17 protein-coding genes, 2 pseudogenes and 1 riboswitch are annotated in these 17,163 nt (G+C 43.3%); of the genes and pseudogenes, 2 read left to right on the top strand and 17 right to left on the bottom strand.

The genetic code is table 11. The annotated features are described in order from the left end of the window. Positions 1-51: 51 nt before the first annotated feature. The 6 genes from ACTQWB_RS13285 to ACTQWB_RS13260 all read right to left on the bottom strand — a co-directional run bounded on the left by ACTQWB_RS13285 (position 52) and on the right by ACTQWB_RS13260 (position 4,996). Positions 52-366, bottom strand: a complete 315-nt coding sequence (locus tag ACTQWB_RS13285; protein WP_226817966.1) for a BMC domain-containing protein — start codon at positions 364-366, stop codon at positions 52-54. A 23-nt stretch (positions 367-389) separates the two neighbouring features. Then, positions 390-1,622: a zinc-binding dehydrogenase gene (locus ACTQWB_RS13280; RefSeq protein ID WP_441502055.1), complete on the bottom strand. Its 1,233-nt coding sequence runs from the start codon at positions 1,620-1,622 to the stop codon at positions 390-392. A gap of 17 nt (positions 1,623-1,639) precedes the next feature. Further along, positions 1,640-3,028: an aldehyde dehydrogenase family protein gene (locus ACTQWB_RS13275; RefSeq protein ID WP_441502054.1), complete on the bottom strand. Its 1,389-nt coding sequence runs from the start codon at positions 3,026-3,028 to the stop codon at positions 1,640-1,642. Positions 3,029-3,094: 66 nt separating this feature from the next. Then, positions 3,095-3,958: a class II aldolase/adducin family protein gene (locus ACTQWB_RS13270; RefSeq protein ID WP_173717925.1), complete on the bottom strand. Its 864-nt coding sequence runs from the start codon at positions 3,956-3,958 to the stop codon at positions 3,095-3,097. Positions 3,959-4,150: 192 nt separating this feature from the next. Continuing rightward, on the bottom strand, positions 4,151-4,630 hold the full coding sequence (locus ACTQWB_RS13265) for a EutP/PduV family microcompartment system protein (RefSeq protein WP_441502053.1): 480 nt from the start codon (positions 4,628-4,630) through the stop codon (positions 4,151-4,153). Positions 4,631-4,636: 6 nt separating this feature from the next. Then, positions 4,637-4,996 (bottom strand): BMC domain-containing protein, encoded by a 360-nt coding sequence (locus tag ACTQWB_RS13260; RefSeq protein WP_441502052.1) that lies wholly within the window; start codon positions 4,994-4,996, stop codon positions 4,637-4,639. A gap of 304 nt (positions 4,997-5,300) precedes the next feature. Between ACTQWB_RS13260 and ACTQWB_RS13255 the strand changes: the two genes are divergently transcribed. Beyond that, complete coding sequence (locus ACTQWB_RS13255) at positions 5,301-6,014, top strand: phosphatase (RefSeq protein ID WP_441502051.1); 714 nt, start codon at positions 5,301-5,303, stop codon at positions 6,012-6,014. Here the strand turns inward: ACTQWB_RS13255 and ACTQWB_RS13250 are convergent. Continuing rightward, a pseudogene (locus ACTQWB_RS13250) lies at positions 5,968-6,105 on the bottom strand (DUF6783 domain-containing protein); the annotation flags it as partial. The gene ACTQWB_RS13255 and the pseudogene ACTQWB_RS13250 overlap by 47 nt on opposite strands. Between ACTQWB_RS13250 and ACTQWB_RS13245 the strand changes: the two are divergent. Continuing rightward, a pseudogene (locus ACTQWB_RS13245) lies at positions 6,043-6,186 on the top strand (DUF6783 domain-containing protein). The pseudogenes ACTQWB_RS13250 and ACTQWB_RS13245 overlap by 63 nt on opposite strands. Before the next feature lie 34 nt (positions 6,187-6,220). Here ACTQWB_RS13245 and ACTQWB_RS13240 read toward each other — a convergent pair. From ACTQWB_RS13240 to ACTQWB_RS13195, 10 genes are all read right to left on the bottom strand, one after another. Further along, entirely contained in the window at positions 6,221-6,508 is a 288-nt protein-coding gene (locus ACTQWB_RS13240) for a cysteine-rich small domain-containing protein (protein ID WP_441502050.1), read from the bottom strand. Between the two features lie 330 nt (positions 6,509-6,838). Next, a riboswitch (cobalamin riboswitch) is annotated at positions 6,839-7,026 on the bottom strand. A 138-nt stretch (positions 7,027-7,164) separates the two neighbouring features. Further along, positions 7,165-8,205, bottom strand: coding sequence for a GDSL-type esterase/lipase family protein (locus ACTQWB_RS13235; RefSeq protein ID WP_441502049.1), 1,041 nt, complete (start codon positions 8,203-8,205; stop codon positions 7,165-7,167). A gap of 189 nt (positions 8,206-8,394) precedes the next feature. Next, positions 8,395-9,747: a C40 family peptidase gene (locus ACTQWB_RS13230; protein ID WP_441502048.1), complete on the bottom strand. Its 1,353-nt coding sequence runs from the start codon at positions 9,745-9,747 to the stop codon at positions 8,395-8,397. A gap of 269 nt (positions 9,748-10,016) precedes the next feature. Further along, a complete protein-coding gene (locus tag ACTQWB_RS13225; RefSeq protein ID WP_441502047.1) occupies positions 10,017-11,540 on the bottom strand; it encodes an N-acetylmuramoyl-L-alanine amidase family protein in 1,524 nt (507 codons plus the stop codon). Between the two features lie 245 nt (positions 11,541-11,785). Then, complete coding sequence (locus tag ACTQWB_RS13220; protein ID WP_441502046.1) at positions 11,786-12,772, bottom strand: diaminopimelate dehydrogenase; 987 nt, start codon at positions 12,770-12,772, stop codon at positions 11,786-11,788. Between the two features lie 162 nt (positions 12,773-12,934). Next, a complete protein-coding gene (locus tag ACTQWB_RS13215; RefSeq protein WP_441502045.1) occupies positions 12,935-13,594 on the bottom strand; it encodes a J domain-containing protein in 660 nt (219 codons plus the stop codon). After that, complete coding sequence (locus tag ACTQWB_RS13210; protein WP_441502044.1) at positions 13,578-14,432, bottom strand: DUF5685 family protein; 855 nt, start codon at positions 14,430-14,432, stop codon at positions 13,578-13,580. The genes ACTQWB_RS13215 and ACTQWB_RS13210 overlap by 17 nt, the downstream gene beginning before the upstream one ends. A 1-nt stretch (position 14,433) precedes the next feature. After that, on the bottom strand, positions 14,434-14,847 hold the full coding sequence (locus tag ACTQWB_RS13205; protein WP_441502043.1) for a hypothetical protein: 414 nt from the start codon (positions 14,845-14,847) through the stop codon (positions 14,434-14,436). Between the two features lie 152 nt (positions 14,848-14,999). Next, positions 15,000-16,202 carry a class I SAM-dependent rRNA methyltransferase gene (locus tag ACTQWB_RS13200; RefSeq protein ID WP_441502042.1) on the bottom strand — a complete coding sequence of 401 codons (1,203 nt, stop codon included), beginning with the start codon at positions 16,200-16,202 and terminating at the stop codon, positions 15,000-15,002. Between the two features lie 302 nt (positions 16,203-16,504). Further along, the gene (locus tag ACTQWB_RS13195) at positions 16,505-17,116 is read right to left on the bottom strand and encodes an ECF transporter S component (RefSeq protein ID WP_441502041.1); all 612 of its coding nucleotides are present in this window, start codon (positions 17,114-17,116) and stop codon (positions 16,505-16,507) included. Positions 17,117-17,163: the final 47 nt, after the last annotated feature.

Here is a 17,163-nt window from a genome sequence, read left to right as displayed (position 1 = left end):
CGCATGACTGTTCGTTCTTATTATAGACGTATTTCCACTGGTTAGCAATAACTATTCCTTGTCCAGTGCGCTGATTTTCAGCATTTTTTGTGTACCGGGTTCCGGATTTGGTATTACGTAGTGCTGTACCACACCGGTCATACTCTCTGCTACTCTGATTCCCGCTTCCACAGCTTCTGTTACATCAGACACGCTTCCGCGGAACTTGATGCAGACAAGGAGCGGTACCGGCAGACTGTCCGCATTTGCAGGTTTATTTTTATCAAAAACCTCCAGATGGACATTTGCTGCCTTGCAGCCGGCGTCGGCCGCCACAAATGCTGTTGCCAGTCCGAACACCTCCAAGATTCCTACAGCTTCTGCCATCTTGATTCTCCTTTATCCGGCAATTATTTATTTACAACTGCGATCTTAAGACCGGTCATTGCAAGGTTCTTCTTTAATGCTTCATTGATCTCCTCAAGCGGATACTTGTCTGTGATCAGTTCAGACATTGGAAGTCCGATTGCGTTTGCTCTCTTAAGGAAGTCAAATGTTGTAACGTAATCTCTTAAGGTGTATACCCAGGAGCCTACGATTGTGATCTCTTTGGAGCAGATGTCAAAGTGCGGGTTGATTGTAGCATCTCCACCATTGATGAAGAAACCAAGCTCGCAAAGACCGCCGCCGTTGCGGATAAATTTGTAGATGTTTGCATGAGCAACAGGTGATCCTGTGCACTGGAATGCAAAGTCTGCAAGATGTCCGCCGAACTGATCCTTAACAGCCTCAGCAAGTGCTTCGATTCCTTTGTGCTCCATGAAGTTTACGCTCATGGTAGCGCCCATTCTCTTAGCGAAATCAAGACGCTGCTGATTTCCATCTACTGCGCAGATGTTCTCGATACCCATGGTACGAAGAACTGCGATGCAGATAAGACCGATTGGTCCGCATCCCTGTACAACAACTCTGCTGTTGAAACGAAGGATACCAGTTGTTTTTGCTCTCTCAACTGCATGTACAAGAACTGCACATGGCTCGATCAGAATACGGGAATCCAGATCAAGATCACTTACATTGAAGAATGTGCTTCCGAACTCTCCACCTCTGATGAAGATGTAATCGGAGAACCATCCGTTCAGATGAACATCATCATCTGGAAGAAGTCCGTATACATCAGCTCCGCCAACGTTTTTCTTGTTCAGGTCGAACATTGTAATCTCAGGATCATCCTTGAAGATCATACATGTAACAACTTTATCACCGATCTTAACCGGTTTTCCAGCTGTATCTGTCTTAACGTTCTTACCCATAGCAACGATCTCACCAGTTCCCTCGTGTCCAAGTGCAACCGGGATCAGATTAAATGGGTCTCTCTTAAACTCATGTGCATCAGTACCGCAAACGCCGCAGCCTTCAACTTTAACAAGGATGTCGTCGTCACCTATTTCTGGGATCGGGTACTCTTTGATATCAAAATGTTCTTTCTCTGTAAGAACTGCAACGTGTGCGGTTTTCGGGATAGCGCCTGCCGGTGCAGCAGAAGGTGCTGCAGCTGGTGCAGCTGCTGCCGGAGCAGTTCCTGCCATTCCTGCAAGAACCTGTTTTACGATTTCTTCGATATTTACGTTATTCATATCCATTTTTTATGTTCCTCCTGTCAGCGAATGCAAAGGCTGTCTGCCATTACGCAACGTCTTCTCTTTGTGAATGTGCTTGCGCTTGTAAGTCCCTCACCAGTACGGCTGGCAATGGTGAATGTGCAGTAGCCTTCTCCACCAAATCCCAGAGCCGCATAAGATGGTGCGTTCTTAACAAGGATTGCGGTGTCGATTGCTTTCGCATATTTGGTGATATTGTCAATGTTCTTGGAATGAATGTGTGCAGAGTGGCGGTTGCCATGTTCAAGCCATACAGCCTGCTCTACTGCATCATCAAAATCTTTCGCTCTTACCATACCAAGAATTGGCATCATAAGCTCTGTAGCGATAAGTGGATGTTCCTTCGGGCCTTCGAATACGATGCAGCGGATATTTGCAGGAGCATTAACTCCGATCATGGAAAGTAATGTTCTTGCATCACGTCCAACACATTTACGATTCAGCTTGCCGCCAGCAAGAACAGTCTCAACAAGCTTGTCCTGTTCTTCTTTGGAAGCCAGATAGCAGTCATTCTCACTTACCAGATAATGCATAAGCTCATCTGCGATAGAAGCAACTGCAACGATTTCCTTCTCTGCAATACAAGGAAGGTTGTTATCGAATGTACATCCATTTACAATATCCTGTGCAGCTTTTCTAATATCAGCTGTCTCATCTACAACTGCCGGTGGATTACCTGCGCCAGCACCGATTCCACGTTTTCCAGAGGAAAGAACTGCTGTAACAACGCCAGGGCCGCCTGTTGCTGCGATAAGCGGGATATCTTTATGTTTCATCATGATATTGCTTGTCTCTAATGTAGGTTTCTCTACTGTAACTGCGATATTGTCCGGACCGCCAGCTTCCAGGGAAGCTTCGTTCAGAAGGTTGATCGCATAAATAGAGGTCTTGATTGCTGCCGGATGCGGGTTGAATACAACTGTATTTCCACCAGCCAGCATACCGATTGTATTACACAGAATGGTCTCACTTGGGTTGGTACACGGAGTAATCGCTCCGATCACACCAAACGGTCCCATCTCGATCAGAGTCAGTCCTCTGTCGCCAGACCATGCGGTAGTGCTGAGATCTTCTGTACCTGGGGTCTTATCTGCTACCAGATGATGTTTCAGGATCTTATCTCCTACATTTCCCATTCCGGTCTCATCAACACCCATACGTGCAAGGATTTCTGCATTTTCTTTAGTCTTTCTACGAATGCAGGTAATAATTTTTTCTCTCTGGTCCAAGGACATTTTCCGAACGATCTTCTGGGATGCCTTTGCAGCCTCGATAGCTTCGTTCATATCTTTGAAAATTCCATGTTTACCGGCCGGAGCGTCTGCAATCTGCATTTTTGCCATTACTTCCTGTACAATATCCTGTACCATGCTCTCGCTGATTGGCATGAGATTGTTCCTCCTTTAAGGTCACCTGCAGCTGTCCTGATTACAGCTACAGGTATTTATTCTATATTATTTCAGTCCTAACTGAGCCATAACCTGTTTGGTGATCTTAGCTACTAACTCTGCGTCTGCATTAGCAGTGTCAGCTGCAGGAGCATCACTTCCACCTACGAAATCATACTGATATCCTGGGAACTGTTTGTAGTCCTCGTTGTGGCATGCGCCGCCGCAGTTGTGGCAGTTCAGGCCGTCTTTGTTCTGACAGAGGTTTGCAGGATGTTTTCCAGGCATACCGAATTTACGACGGATCTCATAAAGTTTCTTAATGTTCTCTTTATCGAATTCCTTCGGGCCGCCGAGAAGCTTGCTCTGATACAGAAGCTGTGCATAGAACTCTACAGATTCCATCTTCATGTATGCAGCGTTCAGATCTGTGCTCCATGTAAGAGCTCCGTGGTTCTCAAGAAGAACAGCATCGAAATATGGAAGATATTTCTCAAGGTTATCCGGAATCTCCATTGTAGAAGGTGTACCGTACTCAGCGATCGGAACGCATCCAAGAGCGATAACTGCCTCTGGCATGATCGGCTGTGTAAGCGGGATACCTGCGATAGCGAAGGAAGTTGCATAAATCGGATGAGCATGTACAACAGATCCTACATCAGGTCTCTTCTCATATACTCTCATATGCATCTTGATCTCAGATGATGGTTTGAATCCCGGGTTAGCCTGAAGAACATTTCCCTTAGCATCTACTTTACAGATGAACTCTGGAGTCATGAAGCCTTTGGATACACCAGTAGGTGTGCAAAGGAACTCGTTGTCATTAAGCTTTACAGAGATGTTACCATCATTTGCAGCAACCATGTTACGGTTATAGATTCTTCTTCCGATGTCGCAAATCTGTTTTTTGATTTCGTATTCGTTTACCATGCTTTTTTCCTCCTTAAGCACATTCAGGTACGGCGGATTATGTAATTTATAGTACCGCACCGGGTAACTTATCATGGCTGGACATAGCTAGCCTGTTACTTTTTTGGTTATGTTGTAAGTTTACACCATTCCACATCATAAGTCAAGGTTTTTCCGTTGTTTTGTGTTGTTTTGTGTGGAATTTTCAGAGAGTTAATATGTTGTTTTTCGTGGTTTTCCATCTTCTTCCCAGGGCATTACATCCCCTTCTTCTCTGAGATACTCCAGGATTTCCGGAACTCCTTCCTGCAATTTAGAATCCACATAAAAAATCTTCCTGCACCCGGCAAGCTGCAGCCAGGAAGCAGCCAGTTTCACATTTGCGCCAGGATTATGAATCTTAGTGACAATTCCAATCACCTCACGATTCGCCATGCAGGTAATACAGGGTGGAAAAAGGCAATACGGCTCTATAGCAGAAACCAGCAGTCCTACCACATCGGATTCATATGTATACAACGCCAGGGCGTGCCCCAGCCCCTTGGTCTGGGCATACTCTCCTGGCGTATCCACGATCACATCAAAATTATTCACATATTGGGTTTTATGATAATGTATTTTTTCTCCGCGAAGTGCCTGGGTCAGGGTTGTCTTCCCAGCCTCACTGCGGCCGATCAGAACCAGTTTCTTCATATTTTATCAGGTCCTTGTAATAGGGCATAAAGTAAAGCCCAGTTTATTTCCTACATAGTCCAGGATTGCGCTGGTAGAAGCCTCCACCTCAGAAACCGTACCTGTGATAATCAGGCTGCCGCTGAAACGGTCTACAAATCCAAGTTCGATCCCCGAAGACTTCATCGCAATATCTGCCATAATGATAGCAGTCTCTGCAGGACTAACCGTCATAATGCCAATTGCTGCTCTTGAATAGTCCAGGGATGGATCCAGCCCAAGTTTGGTATAAAGAATCTTATCCGGATTCGCAATGATATGCGCCAGGGAAATCTGCTTGCCAGGCACAAGTTCCTGTACGATACGCTGTTTCATTTCCGGAGACATATTATCTGTATATCCTATTTTTTCCTCCTGTCAAAAGCTTTCAGAATTTCTTTTTCTATATATACGATTATAACGTTCTCTTTCGAAAGTGTCAACAAAATGCAACATATATTCCCCCGTTTTGTGTGGTTTTTCCTGTGTTTTAATGTTGTTTTTATTTGTTTTCTTTCGTTTTTATAAATTTACAGTTGACAGTCATTTGCTGCTCTGTCATACTAAAATCAATAATATCTCTGCGCATATGCAGAGATAAACGCTACTACTCCAGGCATGTACATTGCCTGCTATAACAGGAGATGATTTTATGTATCTTTCCGATATACACACTCATTCCATTGCCAGCGGTCACGGTACAGTCTGTACCATCAGTGACATGGCAAAAGCCGCTGCCCGGAAGAATCTGAAGCTGCTGGGAATCACCGATCATGGGCCGGCAACTCTTGCAGCCGGTACCTCATCTTATTTCCGCAGCCTGACTTATTCCCCGAAGAAGCGCTTCGGAGTGGAATTATTATATGGAATCGAACTGAACATTCTTGATATTAATGGAACGGTAGATCTAAACCAGGAACTGCTTGATAAATTAGACTATGCCATTGCCAGCATGCATTATCAGAATTTCCGTCCCCTGACCTGTGAGGGAAATACCACAGCTTTTCTTAATGTAATGAAAAATCCTGTAGTAAAAATTCTTGGACACATTGACAATACCCAGTATGACTTAGATTATGAAACAATCATAAAAGCTACCAGTGACAATGGAGTTATCCTGGAAATCAACGAAGCCTCCCTTGCGCCATATGGATACCGGGGTGATACCCGTGCTAACTGCGCACAAATTCTGAAATACTGTCGCAAATACCTGGTTCCTATCGTGTTATCCAGTGACAGTCACGGCGTGGGACACATCGGTGATTTTACTTATGCAGCTGATTTTGTTCACGAAGCAATGTTTCCGGAAAGCCTGATTCTCAATAATCAGATTCCGAAATTGAAAATGATGTTAAGCATACGCTAGAGTATGTTTGAAAAAGGCTTTCTGCAAGATGTGCGTCACAATTTGTGGGAGATTTTGTCTGATTGAGGGAAGCGTAGCGGGCTACGCTGACTGAAAGAGGGCAAAATATACCGCAAAGTGGGGCGTGCAGATTGCAGGAATGATTTTTCAAACAGGCTCTAGAGTGTGTTAAAAAAGGCTTTCTGCAAGATGCACACTCTGGTGCACTACTCTTCTCTTACTTTTTTCATAAGGTCTGCCAGCTCCTGATATTTGCCGGTCACATAGCCATAATTTTTCCGTTTGTGAGGGAGCTGGCAATTGGTGCAGTCTTTAAAACCTTTTTCATTGTAGCGGAAATTTCCACCGCACTTATCTCCCAATGCATAAAGCGGGCAATAACAGAAAAGGCAGTTAAAATCTTCCGAATCCGCCCCTTTATGGCAGGGGAAAAACTCACATTTCTTATGACTGAAATAAGAATACTCTTTATCTTCCCAATATTTTTTTTCCATAATTTTCTTCTCCTTCTATCGGGTTCCAACATTTTGCCGGAACCCAAGCTTATAAAAAGGTAAAAAAATAACCGCTTACGCGGTCTCACATTCTCATAATATTTCAAATCATCACTTCTAAGAGGGAGCGATGCTACTCCGGGGTAGAATATGATCCGTTCATATATACGCGGAGGGAACGGTTTCATCCGAAGTAGTATCGCCTGCCATTTAATCTGTATAATTCTTCTGAACAGGCGATATTCCATAAAAAATGTCCACTCATAAAAGCGGACAACATCTCAGGGCTGCGGATTCCCTAAAACTGGTTGTTACACTTTCATCGGAAGTTTAACCTCGCCATACCAAGCAGGTTTCCTGGCTCCAGGATCATCGCTTCATCTCCCCTTCTCATGCAGCTGCACAATGGACTCTGAGACTCGCTCCTCTGTTACAGTGACCGGATCACTCAGGTTTCTCACCTGATTCCCTCTTTCTGCCAGCTCATAGCTGTCAGCACTTAATATGTTCAATATGGAATTATACTGACATCATAGTACCACCGGTCACTGCTTCTGTCAACCCTTCACAGGAAATTTTTGTTATTTTTTTATCACGATTCAATCACAAATTTAAATTCCACCCTCTAAGCAAAATTTAGTCTTACAAATTGAAATTCACTTTTGTATTTCTGTAATTTCTCTTATTTTAGAGATCAGCACATTTGCGGTCTTTTCATGTGATTTATGTCCCGGATGCTGTCTCGATCCGAATTCACCAGCAAAAGTATCCGGAAGTTTTACAAATTCCACTTTCTCATCCTTTGATTTTTCTTTATAGTTCCGGACTGCTTCTTCCAATACAGGCAAGATTACATCTCCAAGCATTCCGTAGCACCATATAATATAGCTTTTGGGGTTACAGGCTCTTATTTTTTTCAAAAACTCCTCTGCTGCACGTTCCACTTTTTCCAGATTCTTCGCGCCCATACCATCATTGGTTCCCAGATTTACAATAATTACATCTGGCTGGAATTTCTGAAAATCCCATTTTTCAAAGGCTCCCAGATGCTCATTTTGTGTTCCGTTTAGAAGGCCGCACACTTGATCATAATATAAGGGAATCGCCTGCTGTTCATTGCCTTCCCAGGAACAGAAAATACCCCAGCCGCTCTGGCTTATGCAGTTATACACAGCGCCAAGTTCTTTTGCCACCATATAAGCATAATTATCCACAGCATTAAAGCAAAATGAATTCCAGGTCATCTCAGACCCGGCACCACTGCCGCCTTCCCCAGAAGTAATACTGTCTCCGATCACTTCTATCTTTAACCTTGGTTCTTCAAGGGGATAAAAATCACCATCCGTTTCTATTTCTAATACCTGAAGCAATGTTTTTTCATCTGTGGGAAATGCCGGTGTATCACGAAGCAGTTTTACATTTCTAACCTTATCACCTTCCATATTGCGGAAAAGGCAGATCCGCTGCTCCCCTTTATTTAGCATAAGGCGCTGACTTATGGCGCCATCCACGATAATGTCCACCCAGGGCTCAAATATTTCGTAATCAGAATATACTTTGACCCATATTTCTGTTGCCCTCACATTCATTTCAATTCCAGATGCATTCCAGAATAAAGTGACCGGTTCCAGACTTCCATTTGTCCTGCCAAGTACTCTTAAGTATGGAACCTCTTTCATCAGATATTTTTTCAGCATGTTTTCTCCTTCCTGTACCATCCTAGAAAATCTTCTTTTTATTACTATACGACTTTTTCTTTGGTATTTCCATAGGGTGTATATCACAATCTGTGTAAAGCCTTTTTAACGTCCCGAAACTTTACATCGTATTTTACAAAAAGCCCTCCCGGATCAATCCGGAAGGGCCCATATTTTCAATTATTCAGACTACACAAGACGTCTTACAGAAGTAATGGTTCTGTATGCAGCATTATCACTGATCTTGATTCCGTCTCTGGAATTAGATGCATGTACAATCTGTCCATTTCCCATATAAATTGCAACGTGTCCACCATAACAAATCAGATCACCTGGCTGAGCATCCGCATAAGATACTTCATATCCGGCGTTCTGCTGCTCATAGGAAGTTCTCGGAAGACTTACGCCAAAGTTTGCATATACGCTCTGTACAAAGCCGGAACAGTCAGCACCATTGGTAAGGCTTGTTCCGCCCCACACATATGGATTACCAACAAACTGTGTGGCATAATCTACTACAGAAGAACCTGATCCAGAATAGCTGCTGGAACTACTAGATGAGCTTGAAGAAGTCTCTGAGGAATCATAGTCTACAGTATTCTCTGTATCGATCACATTGCCATACTCATCATATTCATAATCGGAAGAACCATCAGAAGAGCTATCACCAGAACCGCTTATAACATTTCCATCCTCGTCATATTCAACATTCTCTGATGAATCATCATATTCTCCGTTCTCTTCCGCCTCCTGTGCTGCAGCTGCTGCGGCAGCCTCTACCTCAGCCTGGCGTCTTGCCTCTTCTTCAGCTGCGATACGTTCTGCTTCAAGCTGCTCAATCTCAGCCTGCTGCTCTGCCAGAAGATTTGCATACTCGGTAGCCTGCTGCTGTGCATATGCGATCTCATTCTCACAATCAGCGCTATTTGCACGGGTCACATCCAGCTGATACTGAAGATTGGACTGCTGTGCTTCGTACTCTTCTTTCATAGTCTCGAAATCAGCCTTCTCCTGCTCATACTGGCTCTCCAGCTTCTGAACCTCTTCAATTGTTCTTGCATATTTCTGAAGGCTCTCTCTGTCCTGCTCATACATCTGCTGTGTATACTCTGCTCTGGTAAGAAGGTCTGCAAGGTTATCCGCATTAAGCATCATCTGGAACCATGCATTGTTCCCACCTTTTTCGTAAAGGTACTGGATACGCTTCTTCATGGCACTGTACTGTTTATCTTTCGCATTCTGTGCCTTCGTCAGGTCGCCTTTTGTTTTCTCAATCTCTGCTTCCTTGGAAGCGATATCATTCTCAAGAGTCTGAATGGAAACCATTACATTTACAAGATCAGAATTCAAGGATTCGATCTGGCTCTCAAGCTGTTGTTTCTGCTCCCACAAAGCACTCATACGCTCATATGTAGCATCCAGCTGCTGGCTTGTCCAAGCCTGCTCTTCTCTTAAGTCACTCTCACGGTCAGCCATTACTCCGACTGTCTGTGAGCCGCACATTAAAATTGCCAGTGTCAGACATACAATTCTTTTCTTCATGTTTCATCACCCTCGTTAATCTTTTTGATAATCTAAATAGCTCAATTTGTAATATGTTTGCAATATTTTCTTCAACCTTGCTACATATTAGCACACCTTTGAAAAGATTTCAACCCTAAATTGCAATAAATTTTAAATTTCTGTAACATTTCGTAACATTTAGTTTCGTATCCATCAAAAAAAGAAACCCACACTTATGCAGGTTTCCTTTCTTATATTGATTCTTTCATGTTTTTATAAGTTGTTATATCCGGCTTCTTATATACTCTTTATTTTCCAAACAGGTCATACAAGATCTGATCTGCGGTCTTATTACCATAACCGTCTGGATCTGAGAGTACATTGCTGTTCCATCTAAGGAAATTACCATTACGAATGTAATTTCCGACAGATGTATGATAATCAAAAATATTATATCCAGCATACATAGCCATATATTTCTTCGCCAACGCCACTGCCTGGCTGGAATAATTGCCAGTCGGGGTCGTTGTTCCAGAGATCTGTACACCAGCCTGTGGAGTGGAGTGCACGATTACAACGCTCTTATCACTGCACTGTCCGATAACGATCCAGGTATGACCATCATTATATCCAATATCACCAGGCTTCAATGTCCAGCCATTCTGGGACAGATAGGACTGGCTGACAATACTTCCCCAGCCTTTTCCTGAATAATAGCTGCCGATTTCACCAGATACTACTGTATATCCATATCCAACTCCAGACTTTGTCTGCATCACCTGATAAGCAGACCATCCAACAAAGCCAGAGCAGTCAAAGCCTTTCGCTCTATTTGATGTGGAAAGATCACGATAATTATTGTAATTATACCCAGATGGATTAGAGGACCACTTATTATACCAGTCTGTCATGGTCTGGCTCAGACCTTTTCTTGTGGAATCATTCCAACCGCCGCCCCATACATAGAGTGCTTTTCCAACTGGCTGAAGAGCTCCAAGCAGATAATTCTTAATCGTCTTGCTGCCAGTATTGGTACTCGGAAGCGGATCGTCTTTCTTTTCGCCCAGACAGATACCTGTGCTGGAGAATTCGTATTTCACTCCGTCTATGGTCTGGATACCAGTATACATTGCACCGGTAGACTTATCAAAGTAATACTTCGTTCCTTTGTCTTTATTCTCTACCCAGCCGGTAGCCATCGCTCCTGTGCCGCTGTAGAAATAATATGTAACATTATTAATTGTTTTAAATCCGACCGCCATAATACCATTGGTAGCTGTGGATGAAGTAGTCTGGAAATACCGCTTCACTCCTGATGAGCTGGTCAGCCAGCCATTGGCCATGATTCCTGTCTTAGAGAAGTAACGGGTATTTCCTTTACTGTCTTTCACAAATCCGGTGGCTGCAACGCCTGAATTGGAATAAAGGTAATATGTCTTTCCCCCCAGCTTCAACCACTTGGTCTTCATATATCCTGTGGATGGGGCAAAATATCTTCTCTGGCCCTTGGAATTTTTCAGCCAGCCCGTTACCATGACACCCGCCTTGCTGGTGAAATAACGTTTTCTTCCCTTACTGTCCTTTACCCAGCCTTTTACCTGGACTCCGGTAGATTTATTAAAATAATATTTCTTTCCGTTTAAGGTCAGCCAGCCTTTTACTTTCTTTCCCTTTGAGTTATAGTAATATGTTTTTCCATTTACTGTACGGAAGCCTGTCTTCTTCGCTGCCTGTACTTCATGTGATGTAGCATGACATGTAAAGCCGGCTGCCATGAGCATCATAAGCAGCATAACACTCCATAATCTGAACTTTTTGCATTTGCTTTGCATACTTACCTTCCTTTTTAACTGTTTTCGTTATTTTTGTCACAAGTTTTACAAAGTTGTTACATCTTTATGTAGTTTATTATATTACAGATTAAGCTTACCGTCAACATCAAAGTAAAACTCTGTAAGATTTGCACAATATTTTGGTAACCATTCAGAGCCATGCAAATTCCTATAGCAAAAAAGGACAGTCTCCATACAAATACAGAAACTATCCTCTTTCTCGTCTGTTACATGCCTATCAGAAATTATAACAGATGTTTTCTTAATTCTTCTCCACTCTGGGCACTTAAATATGCAGGTGCCACATCAAATACGGTCTTGCAGCCCTTCTGTCCTTCCTGGTTCATACGGTATGCAGCCCTTGCATAAGCTACGATCACAGAAGAAGTAAACTCCGGATTGGAATCAAGTTTCAGACTGTATTCGATCACATGGCTGTTCTCATCATTCCAGCCAGTCTTACCTGTACGAATCACAAAACCGCCATGCGGAATTCCACTATGGTCACGTTTCAGCTCTTCTTCAGAGATGAAATGTACTGTGGTATCATATTCATCAAAGTAGTTCGGCATTGTCTTGATCTCGTTTTCGATTCTTGCAAGATCAGCGCCTTCCTCTGCTACTACAAAGCACTCTCTTGTATGCTTCTCTCTGGTCGTAAGCTCCGGATTCTTACCACTTCTTACAGCCTCCAGTGCAGATTCAACCGGAATTGTGTACTGCTTACCGTCTTTTACACCTTTGATACGGCGGATAGCGTCAGAATGTCCCTGGCTTACACCTTTTCCCCAGAATGTATAATCTTTACCGTTCGTCAGGATTGCATTTGCATACATACGGTTCAGGGAGAACATTCCCGGGTCCCAGCCTACAGAAATAATACCAACATGTCCGTTCTCAGAAGCTGCTTTATCCACATTTGCAAAGTGCTCTGGAATTTTCTTATGGGTGTCAAAGCTGTCTACCACATTAAACCACTGCGCATATTTCGGAGTCTGCTCTGGCAGATCAGTAGCACTTCCTCCGCAAAGGATCATGACATCGATCTGATCTTTCATCTTCTCTGCATCATCTACGGAATACACCTTAGCTGTCTTGGTCAGGATCTGAACTGTCTCAGGATCACGACGGGTAAATACTCCTACCAGTTCCAGATCAGGGTTATGTTTGATTGCACATTCTACTCCACGTCCCAGGTTACCATATCCCAGGATACCAATACGAATACTCATTATCTGATTCCTCCTATACCACCGCACACCGTTCTTTGGCTTCCTTTAAAGCTATCCCTGCGGTATCTATATCTGTTTCACGCTTTAACAGTTTAATACGTCTCAGTTTTCTTGTCAATTATTTTTTAATTACAAAATATTCCAATATGTTCTTTACCCAGATCAGCAGCAAAGTACCCCGCTACCCGGGCAACACATTCCGCAAACTGCATTTGCCAGACAAAGCTTCAGACACATATCATCACCAGCTACCGGCATCCCACCAAATGGTCCCTGCTGTGTCTCATACCAGCTTCCGCCGCCTTCCATCCGGTTCAACAGCATACGATACTGCTGATTTCCCGGCTCCAGCCTCACTGCTTCTCGGATGTGTTCCAGCGCCCTTACATTATTTCCCAAACCCATATTTGCCATAGAAGAAAGATAATACCATTCTCCGTTTTTCTGGGAAAGGGAATTCAGCACATTCATCGCCTCCTGATAATGCCCGCTCTGGACAAAATTCGCTGCAGCGCGCCTGCGGACGCTCTCCTCATCCTCATAAGTGCTCTGACGCTGTTGTCCGCCAAAGCCGCCAAACCCACCATATCCATAGCTGCCATAGCCGCCAGAAGAACCTCCGGTACTTCCATACTCCCTTTCTTTCATGATCTGTTCGTATGCCTGCTGTACCTCTTTAAACTTCTCTTCAGCCTGATCTTTGTTAGGGTTATTGATATTGGCATCCGGATGATATTTCCGGCTCAGCTTTCTATATGCCTTTTTTATTTCTTCATCTGTCGCATTTCGGGAAACTCCCAGTACGCTATATGGATCCAACATGTTCTTTCTCCCGTTCTTCCCTGCGTTTCCTGCTCACTTCCTCAAAGCGGCACCACACGCCGGAATATAAAATGTTCCGAAGAATATCCCCATATTTAATAATAGGAAGCTTCTCGAATTCTCTACAGGTTTCCGCCATCATCATCATGAGAATCTGACGTACTTCCTCATCAAACCCTTCCATTGTATATTTTTTTGCGAAAGGATTGTAATCGTTATTTTTCACATCCTCTTCCACATCGTCATATGCGTCCAGAAGATAGATGAATTTTCCAAGATAGAAGCCCATTCTGCGAAGGCTTCTCTCCCACTCATCCTGCCGGCAGGCCAGAATCTCCTCCATAATATGTCCAAAAATTCCGGACATCCTGTCAATATCTGTTTCCCCTTCTTTTTCCAAGGCGGAAAGCTCATCCAAAAGCTCTACGATTCGCTTTGCCTTACCAGGGTACTGTTCTAAAAGATGTTTATTTTTCCCCTCAAGCAGCTTAGCATAGCCAAGCTTAACATACTTCCTGTCGTCATTCCAGTCATCCAGACATTTATAATAAGTAAGAATCACATTCATGTCCGCACAGTACTCTGTCATAACATTTTTTCTTACTGTCTGCTTTCTCACCGGATGAAGAACGCACCTGGTAGTACCTTTATATGTCTTCGGCTCATACAAGCCAGAAAGAAGCAGAATCACAAAGGTCATATCGTAACTTAACGTAATCTGACCGGAAATCCCATATCTCTCACGCAGTTCCCTGCAAAGTCCACAATAAAAGGATCTGTACAGGTCAAAATCCTTCATCTTTATTTCTGGCTTATTCATTACGATATATCCAAACATATCAGCGCCTCTTTATAAATTTCGTATGACACTTAGGGCATTCAATCTCCACTTTCTTGAAGCTGCCCCTTGGAATACGGATCTTCTGGCCACACCCGGGACAGGTATAGATATGATAGTCTTTACGCTGTCTCAGTATCTGCTTCTCTTTATCTACACGCACTCTGAATTTAGCTGAATACTGTAAATACTTTTGATTCTCCTGATAGCGTTTGGAGATATTTTTGGAAAAAATCCTGAAATAAGTATATACGATTGCAGCCATCCCAAACAGATCCAGAAATGGCCCAATTCCACTTCTGGTTCCGGTAAACAACGTAAGCACAATCGCTACCAATGCCACTCCCATCGTAAATCTGGAAAACTGATCTACTCCGTTACGCCCCTGCATAAACCTCATAAATTTTTCTTTCAATAAAATGCCTTCTTTCTTCAGTTCCTGTCTGACTTTCTGACAGGTTTCTCATTTTCTTACTATGAAAGTCCTGTGCGGCAGCGCCAATGGCAGGTCGCAATCGACTTTCATTCATAGTAATGTCCGCGTAAGCAGACATGTCCGTTTCGTATCTATCTGTCACTACATACCTGGAAAATATAAAACTTCAGATAATAGGACTCATCCGCAGACCACAGGATCGGATGATCCGGTGCCTGGGTACGGTATTCCACCTGGCGGAGACGCTTATGCACATTCTTCGCAGCCTGTCCAATGGTCTGGGTGAACAGCTCATAATCCATGAAATGGGAGCAGGAGCAGGTGGCAAGAAAACCGCCATCTTTAACCAGCTTCATAGCACGCAGATTGATCTCACGGTATCCCTTCACCGCATTCTTAATGGAACTTCTTGACTTGGTAAACGCCGGAGGATCCAGAATGACCACGTCATATTTCTCCCCTTTCTCCTCCAACTCCGGGAGAAGATCGAATACATCCTCACAGATAAATTTCACAGAATCAGAAAGTCCGTTTAAAGCCGCATTGGCTGTAGCCTGGTCTACTGCCAGCTGTGACGCATCTACTCCTGTTACTTCCTTCGCGCCGGCATAGCCTGCATTTAGTGCAAAAGACCCGGTATGAGTGAAGCAATCCAGAACTCTCGCACCCTTGCAAAGCTTCTGAATCGCCAGACGATTGTATTTCTGATCCAGGAAGAATCCAGTCTTCTGGCCATCTTTTACATCCACCTGATATTTCACACCATTTTCCACAATTTCTACCAGAGTCGGGAATTCTTCGCCGATAAATCCTTTATATGGTTCCATGCCTTCCTGCTTACGGACCTTTACATCACTTCGCTCATAAACGCCCCGAATCTGGATTCCATCTTCTGCCAGTACCTTCTTCAGAAGCTCTACCAGCATTTCCTTATAGCGGTCGATTCCAAGTGCAAGTGACTGTACCACCAGCACATCTGAAAATTTATCCACAATGAAGCCCGGAAGGAAATCCGCCTCTCCAAAGATCACTCTGCAGCTTGAAGTATCTGTCACCTTCTTGCGATACTCCCAGGCATCCCGCACTCTTTTCCCGAAAAATTCCTCATCAATCACAGTGTTCTCATCTCTGGAAAGAAGACGTACCACAATCTTGGAATTCGTATTGATAAATCCTCTTCCCAAGGGATATCCGTCAAAATCATGAACCAGTACAATATCTCCATTTACGAAGCTTCCCATAATAGAAGCTATTTCATTATCAAAAATCCACATACCGCCGGATTTTAAAAGCCGTCCCTCTCCCTTTTTCAGGGTTACTACTGCCAGACTCATAACAATTCTCCTTATGTTTTGCGATTTAGGTAACATTGTAGCACACAATGCCTCAATTTACCAGCTTTTCCAAAGGTTCCAGACAAAAGTCACAAAATTTTCATTAATCTTAAAATTTTATAAATTTACAATATAACAGGAGTCCAAAATCCTTTAACCCTAACATTATAATGCAAAAAAAGGACTCCGACAGTTTTCCTGTCCAGGAGTCCTTTTTTATCATTCTTTCACTTATTTTCCAAACGGATATGTCTGTTTAACAGACATCACTCTAAAAATTCAGCACTCTGAAATCGACTTTATTATTTCGCACTTCCAGCTGCCACATGTACATCAATCAAATTTCCTTTAATTAAAGCTGGACGGATAGCATTGTAAAGAATCACCACAAGAATAGTAGACACGATTGCATTTACAAAAGTAGCACCAGCACTTAACTTGGCAAGGATGCTTGCAACCTCCTGTGGCTGTCCAAGAATATACTGTTTGTAGAAATATCCAACGATCGGGTCTGCAATTACATTAAATGCCAGACCTGCAATAGAAGCGATCAGGCTCCATTTAAATACATATTTCTTATCGTTTGTTTCGTTAATCTTCGCGATCTTATGCGCAACAAGACCTGTCACAAGGCCGATGCAAAGTTTCAGCACAAATGTCTTCGGTGCGCCTGTAATATAAACCGGATCCATAAGATCTGCAATGGTCATACCAATAGAACCTGCCAGACCGCCATACCAGCCACCAAGAAGCAGCGCGCCAAGTACGCAGAAAGTATTTCCAATATGAAGGGAAGTGGCATCTCCACCTGGTACCGGAATCTTAATCTGTAAAAATGTGAAGGACACATAGCAAAGTGCTGCCAGAAGAGCAGTCTCTGCGAGTTTCATAACTGTAGAATTCTGTTTATTCATAAGTTTCTCTCTCTTTCCCGGAACAATAAAAAGTTCCTTAATGATTA

It is taken from the genome of Blautia sp. HCP3S3_H10_2, assembly GCF_052122375.1.
Lineage (GTDB): Bacteria > Bacillota > Clostridia > Lachnospirales > Lachnospiraceae > Blautia_A.
This window is presented reverse-complemented; position numbering and strand designations above follow the sequence as displayed.

Excerpts from the sequence above, each read along its gene's own strand:
- ACTQWB_RS13275 (WP_441502054.1), bottom strand. The coding sequence starts at position 3,028 with ATGCCAATCAGCGAGAGCATGGTACAGGATATTGTACAGGAAGTAATG.
- ACTQWB_RS13255 (WP_441502051.1), top strand. The coding sequence starts at position 5,301 with ATGTATCTTTCCGATATACACACTCATTCCATTGCCAGCGGTCACGGT.
- ACTQWB_RS13240 (WP_441502050.1), bottom strand. The coding sequence starts at position 6,508 with ATGGAAAAAAAATATTGGGAAGATAAAGAGTATTCTTATTTCAGTCAT.
- ACTQWB_RS13265 (WP_441502053.1), bottom strand. The coding sequence starts at position 4,630 with ATGAAGAAACTGGTTCTGATCGGCCGCAGTGAGGCTGGGAAGACAACC.
- ACTQWB_RS13235 (WP_441502049.1), bottom strand. The coding sequence starts at position 8,205 with ATGCTGAAAAAATATCTGATGAAAGAGGTTCCATACTTAAGAGTACTT.
- ACTQWB_RS13230 (WP_441502048.1), bottom strand. The coding sequence starts at position 9,747 with ATGAAGAAAAGAATTGTATGTCTGACACTGGCAATTTTAATGTGCGGC.
- ACTQWB_RS13195 (WP_441502041.1), bottom strand. The coding sequence starts at position 17,116 with ATGAATAAACAGAATTCTACAGTTATGAAACTCGCAGAGACTGCTCTT.
- ACTQWB_RS13285 (WP_226817966.1), bottom strand. The coding sequence starts at position 366 with ATGGCAGAAGCTGTAGGAATCTTGGAGGTGTTCGGACTGGCAACAGCA.
- ACTQWB_RS13200 (WP_441502042.1), bottom strand. The coding sequence starts at position 16,202 with ATGAGTCTGGCAGTAGTAACCCTGAAAAAGGGAGAGGGACGGCTTTTA.
- ACTQWB_RS13215 (WP_441502045.1), bottom strand. The coding sequence starts at position 13,594 with ATGTTGGATCCATATAGCGTACTGGGAGTTTCCCGAAATGCGACAGAT.
- ACTQWB_RS13270 (WP_173717925.1), bottom strand. The coding sequence starts at position 3,958 with ATGGTAAACGAATACGAAATCAAAAAACAGATTTGCGACATCGGAAGA.
- ACTQWB_RS13210 (WP_441502044.1), bottom strand. The coding sequence starts at position 14,432 with ATGTTTGGATATATCGTAATGAATAAGCCAGAAATAAAGATGAAGGAT.
- ACTQWB_RS13260 (WP_441502052.1), bottom strand. The coding sequence starts at position 4,996 with ATGTCTCCGGAAATGAAACAGCGTATCGTACAGGAACTTGTGCCTGGC.
- ACTQWB_RS13220 (WP_441502046.1), bottom strand. The coding sequence starts at position 12,772 with ATGAGTATTCGTATTGGTATCCTGGGATATGGTAACCTGGGACGTGGA.
- ACTQWB_RS13280 (WP_441502055.1), bottom strand. The coding sequence starts at position 1,622 with ATGGATATGAATAACGTAAATATCGAAGAAATCGTAAAACAGGTTCTT.
- ACTQWB_RS13225 (WP_441502047.1), bottom strand. The coding sequence starts at position 11,540 with ATGCAAAGCAAATGCAAAAAGTTCAGATTATGGAGTGTTATGCTGCTT.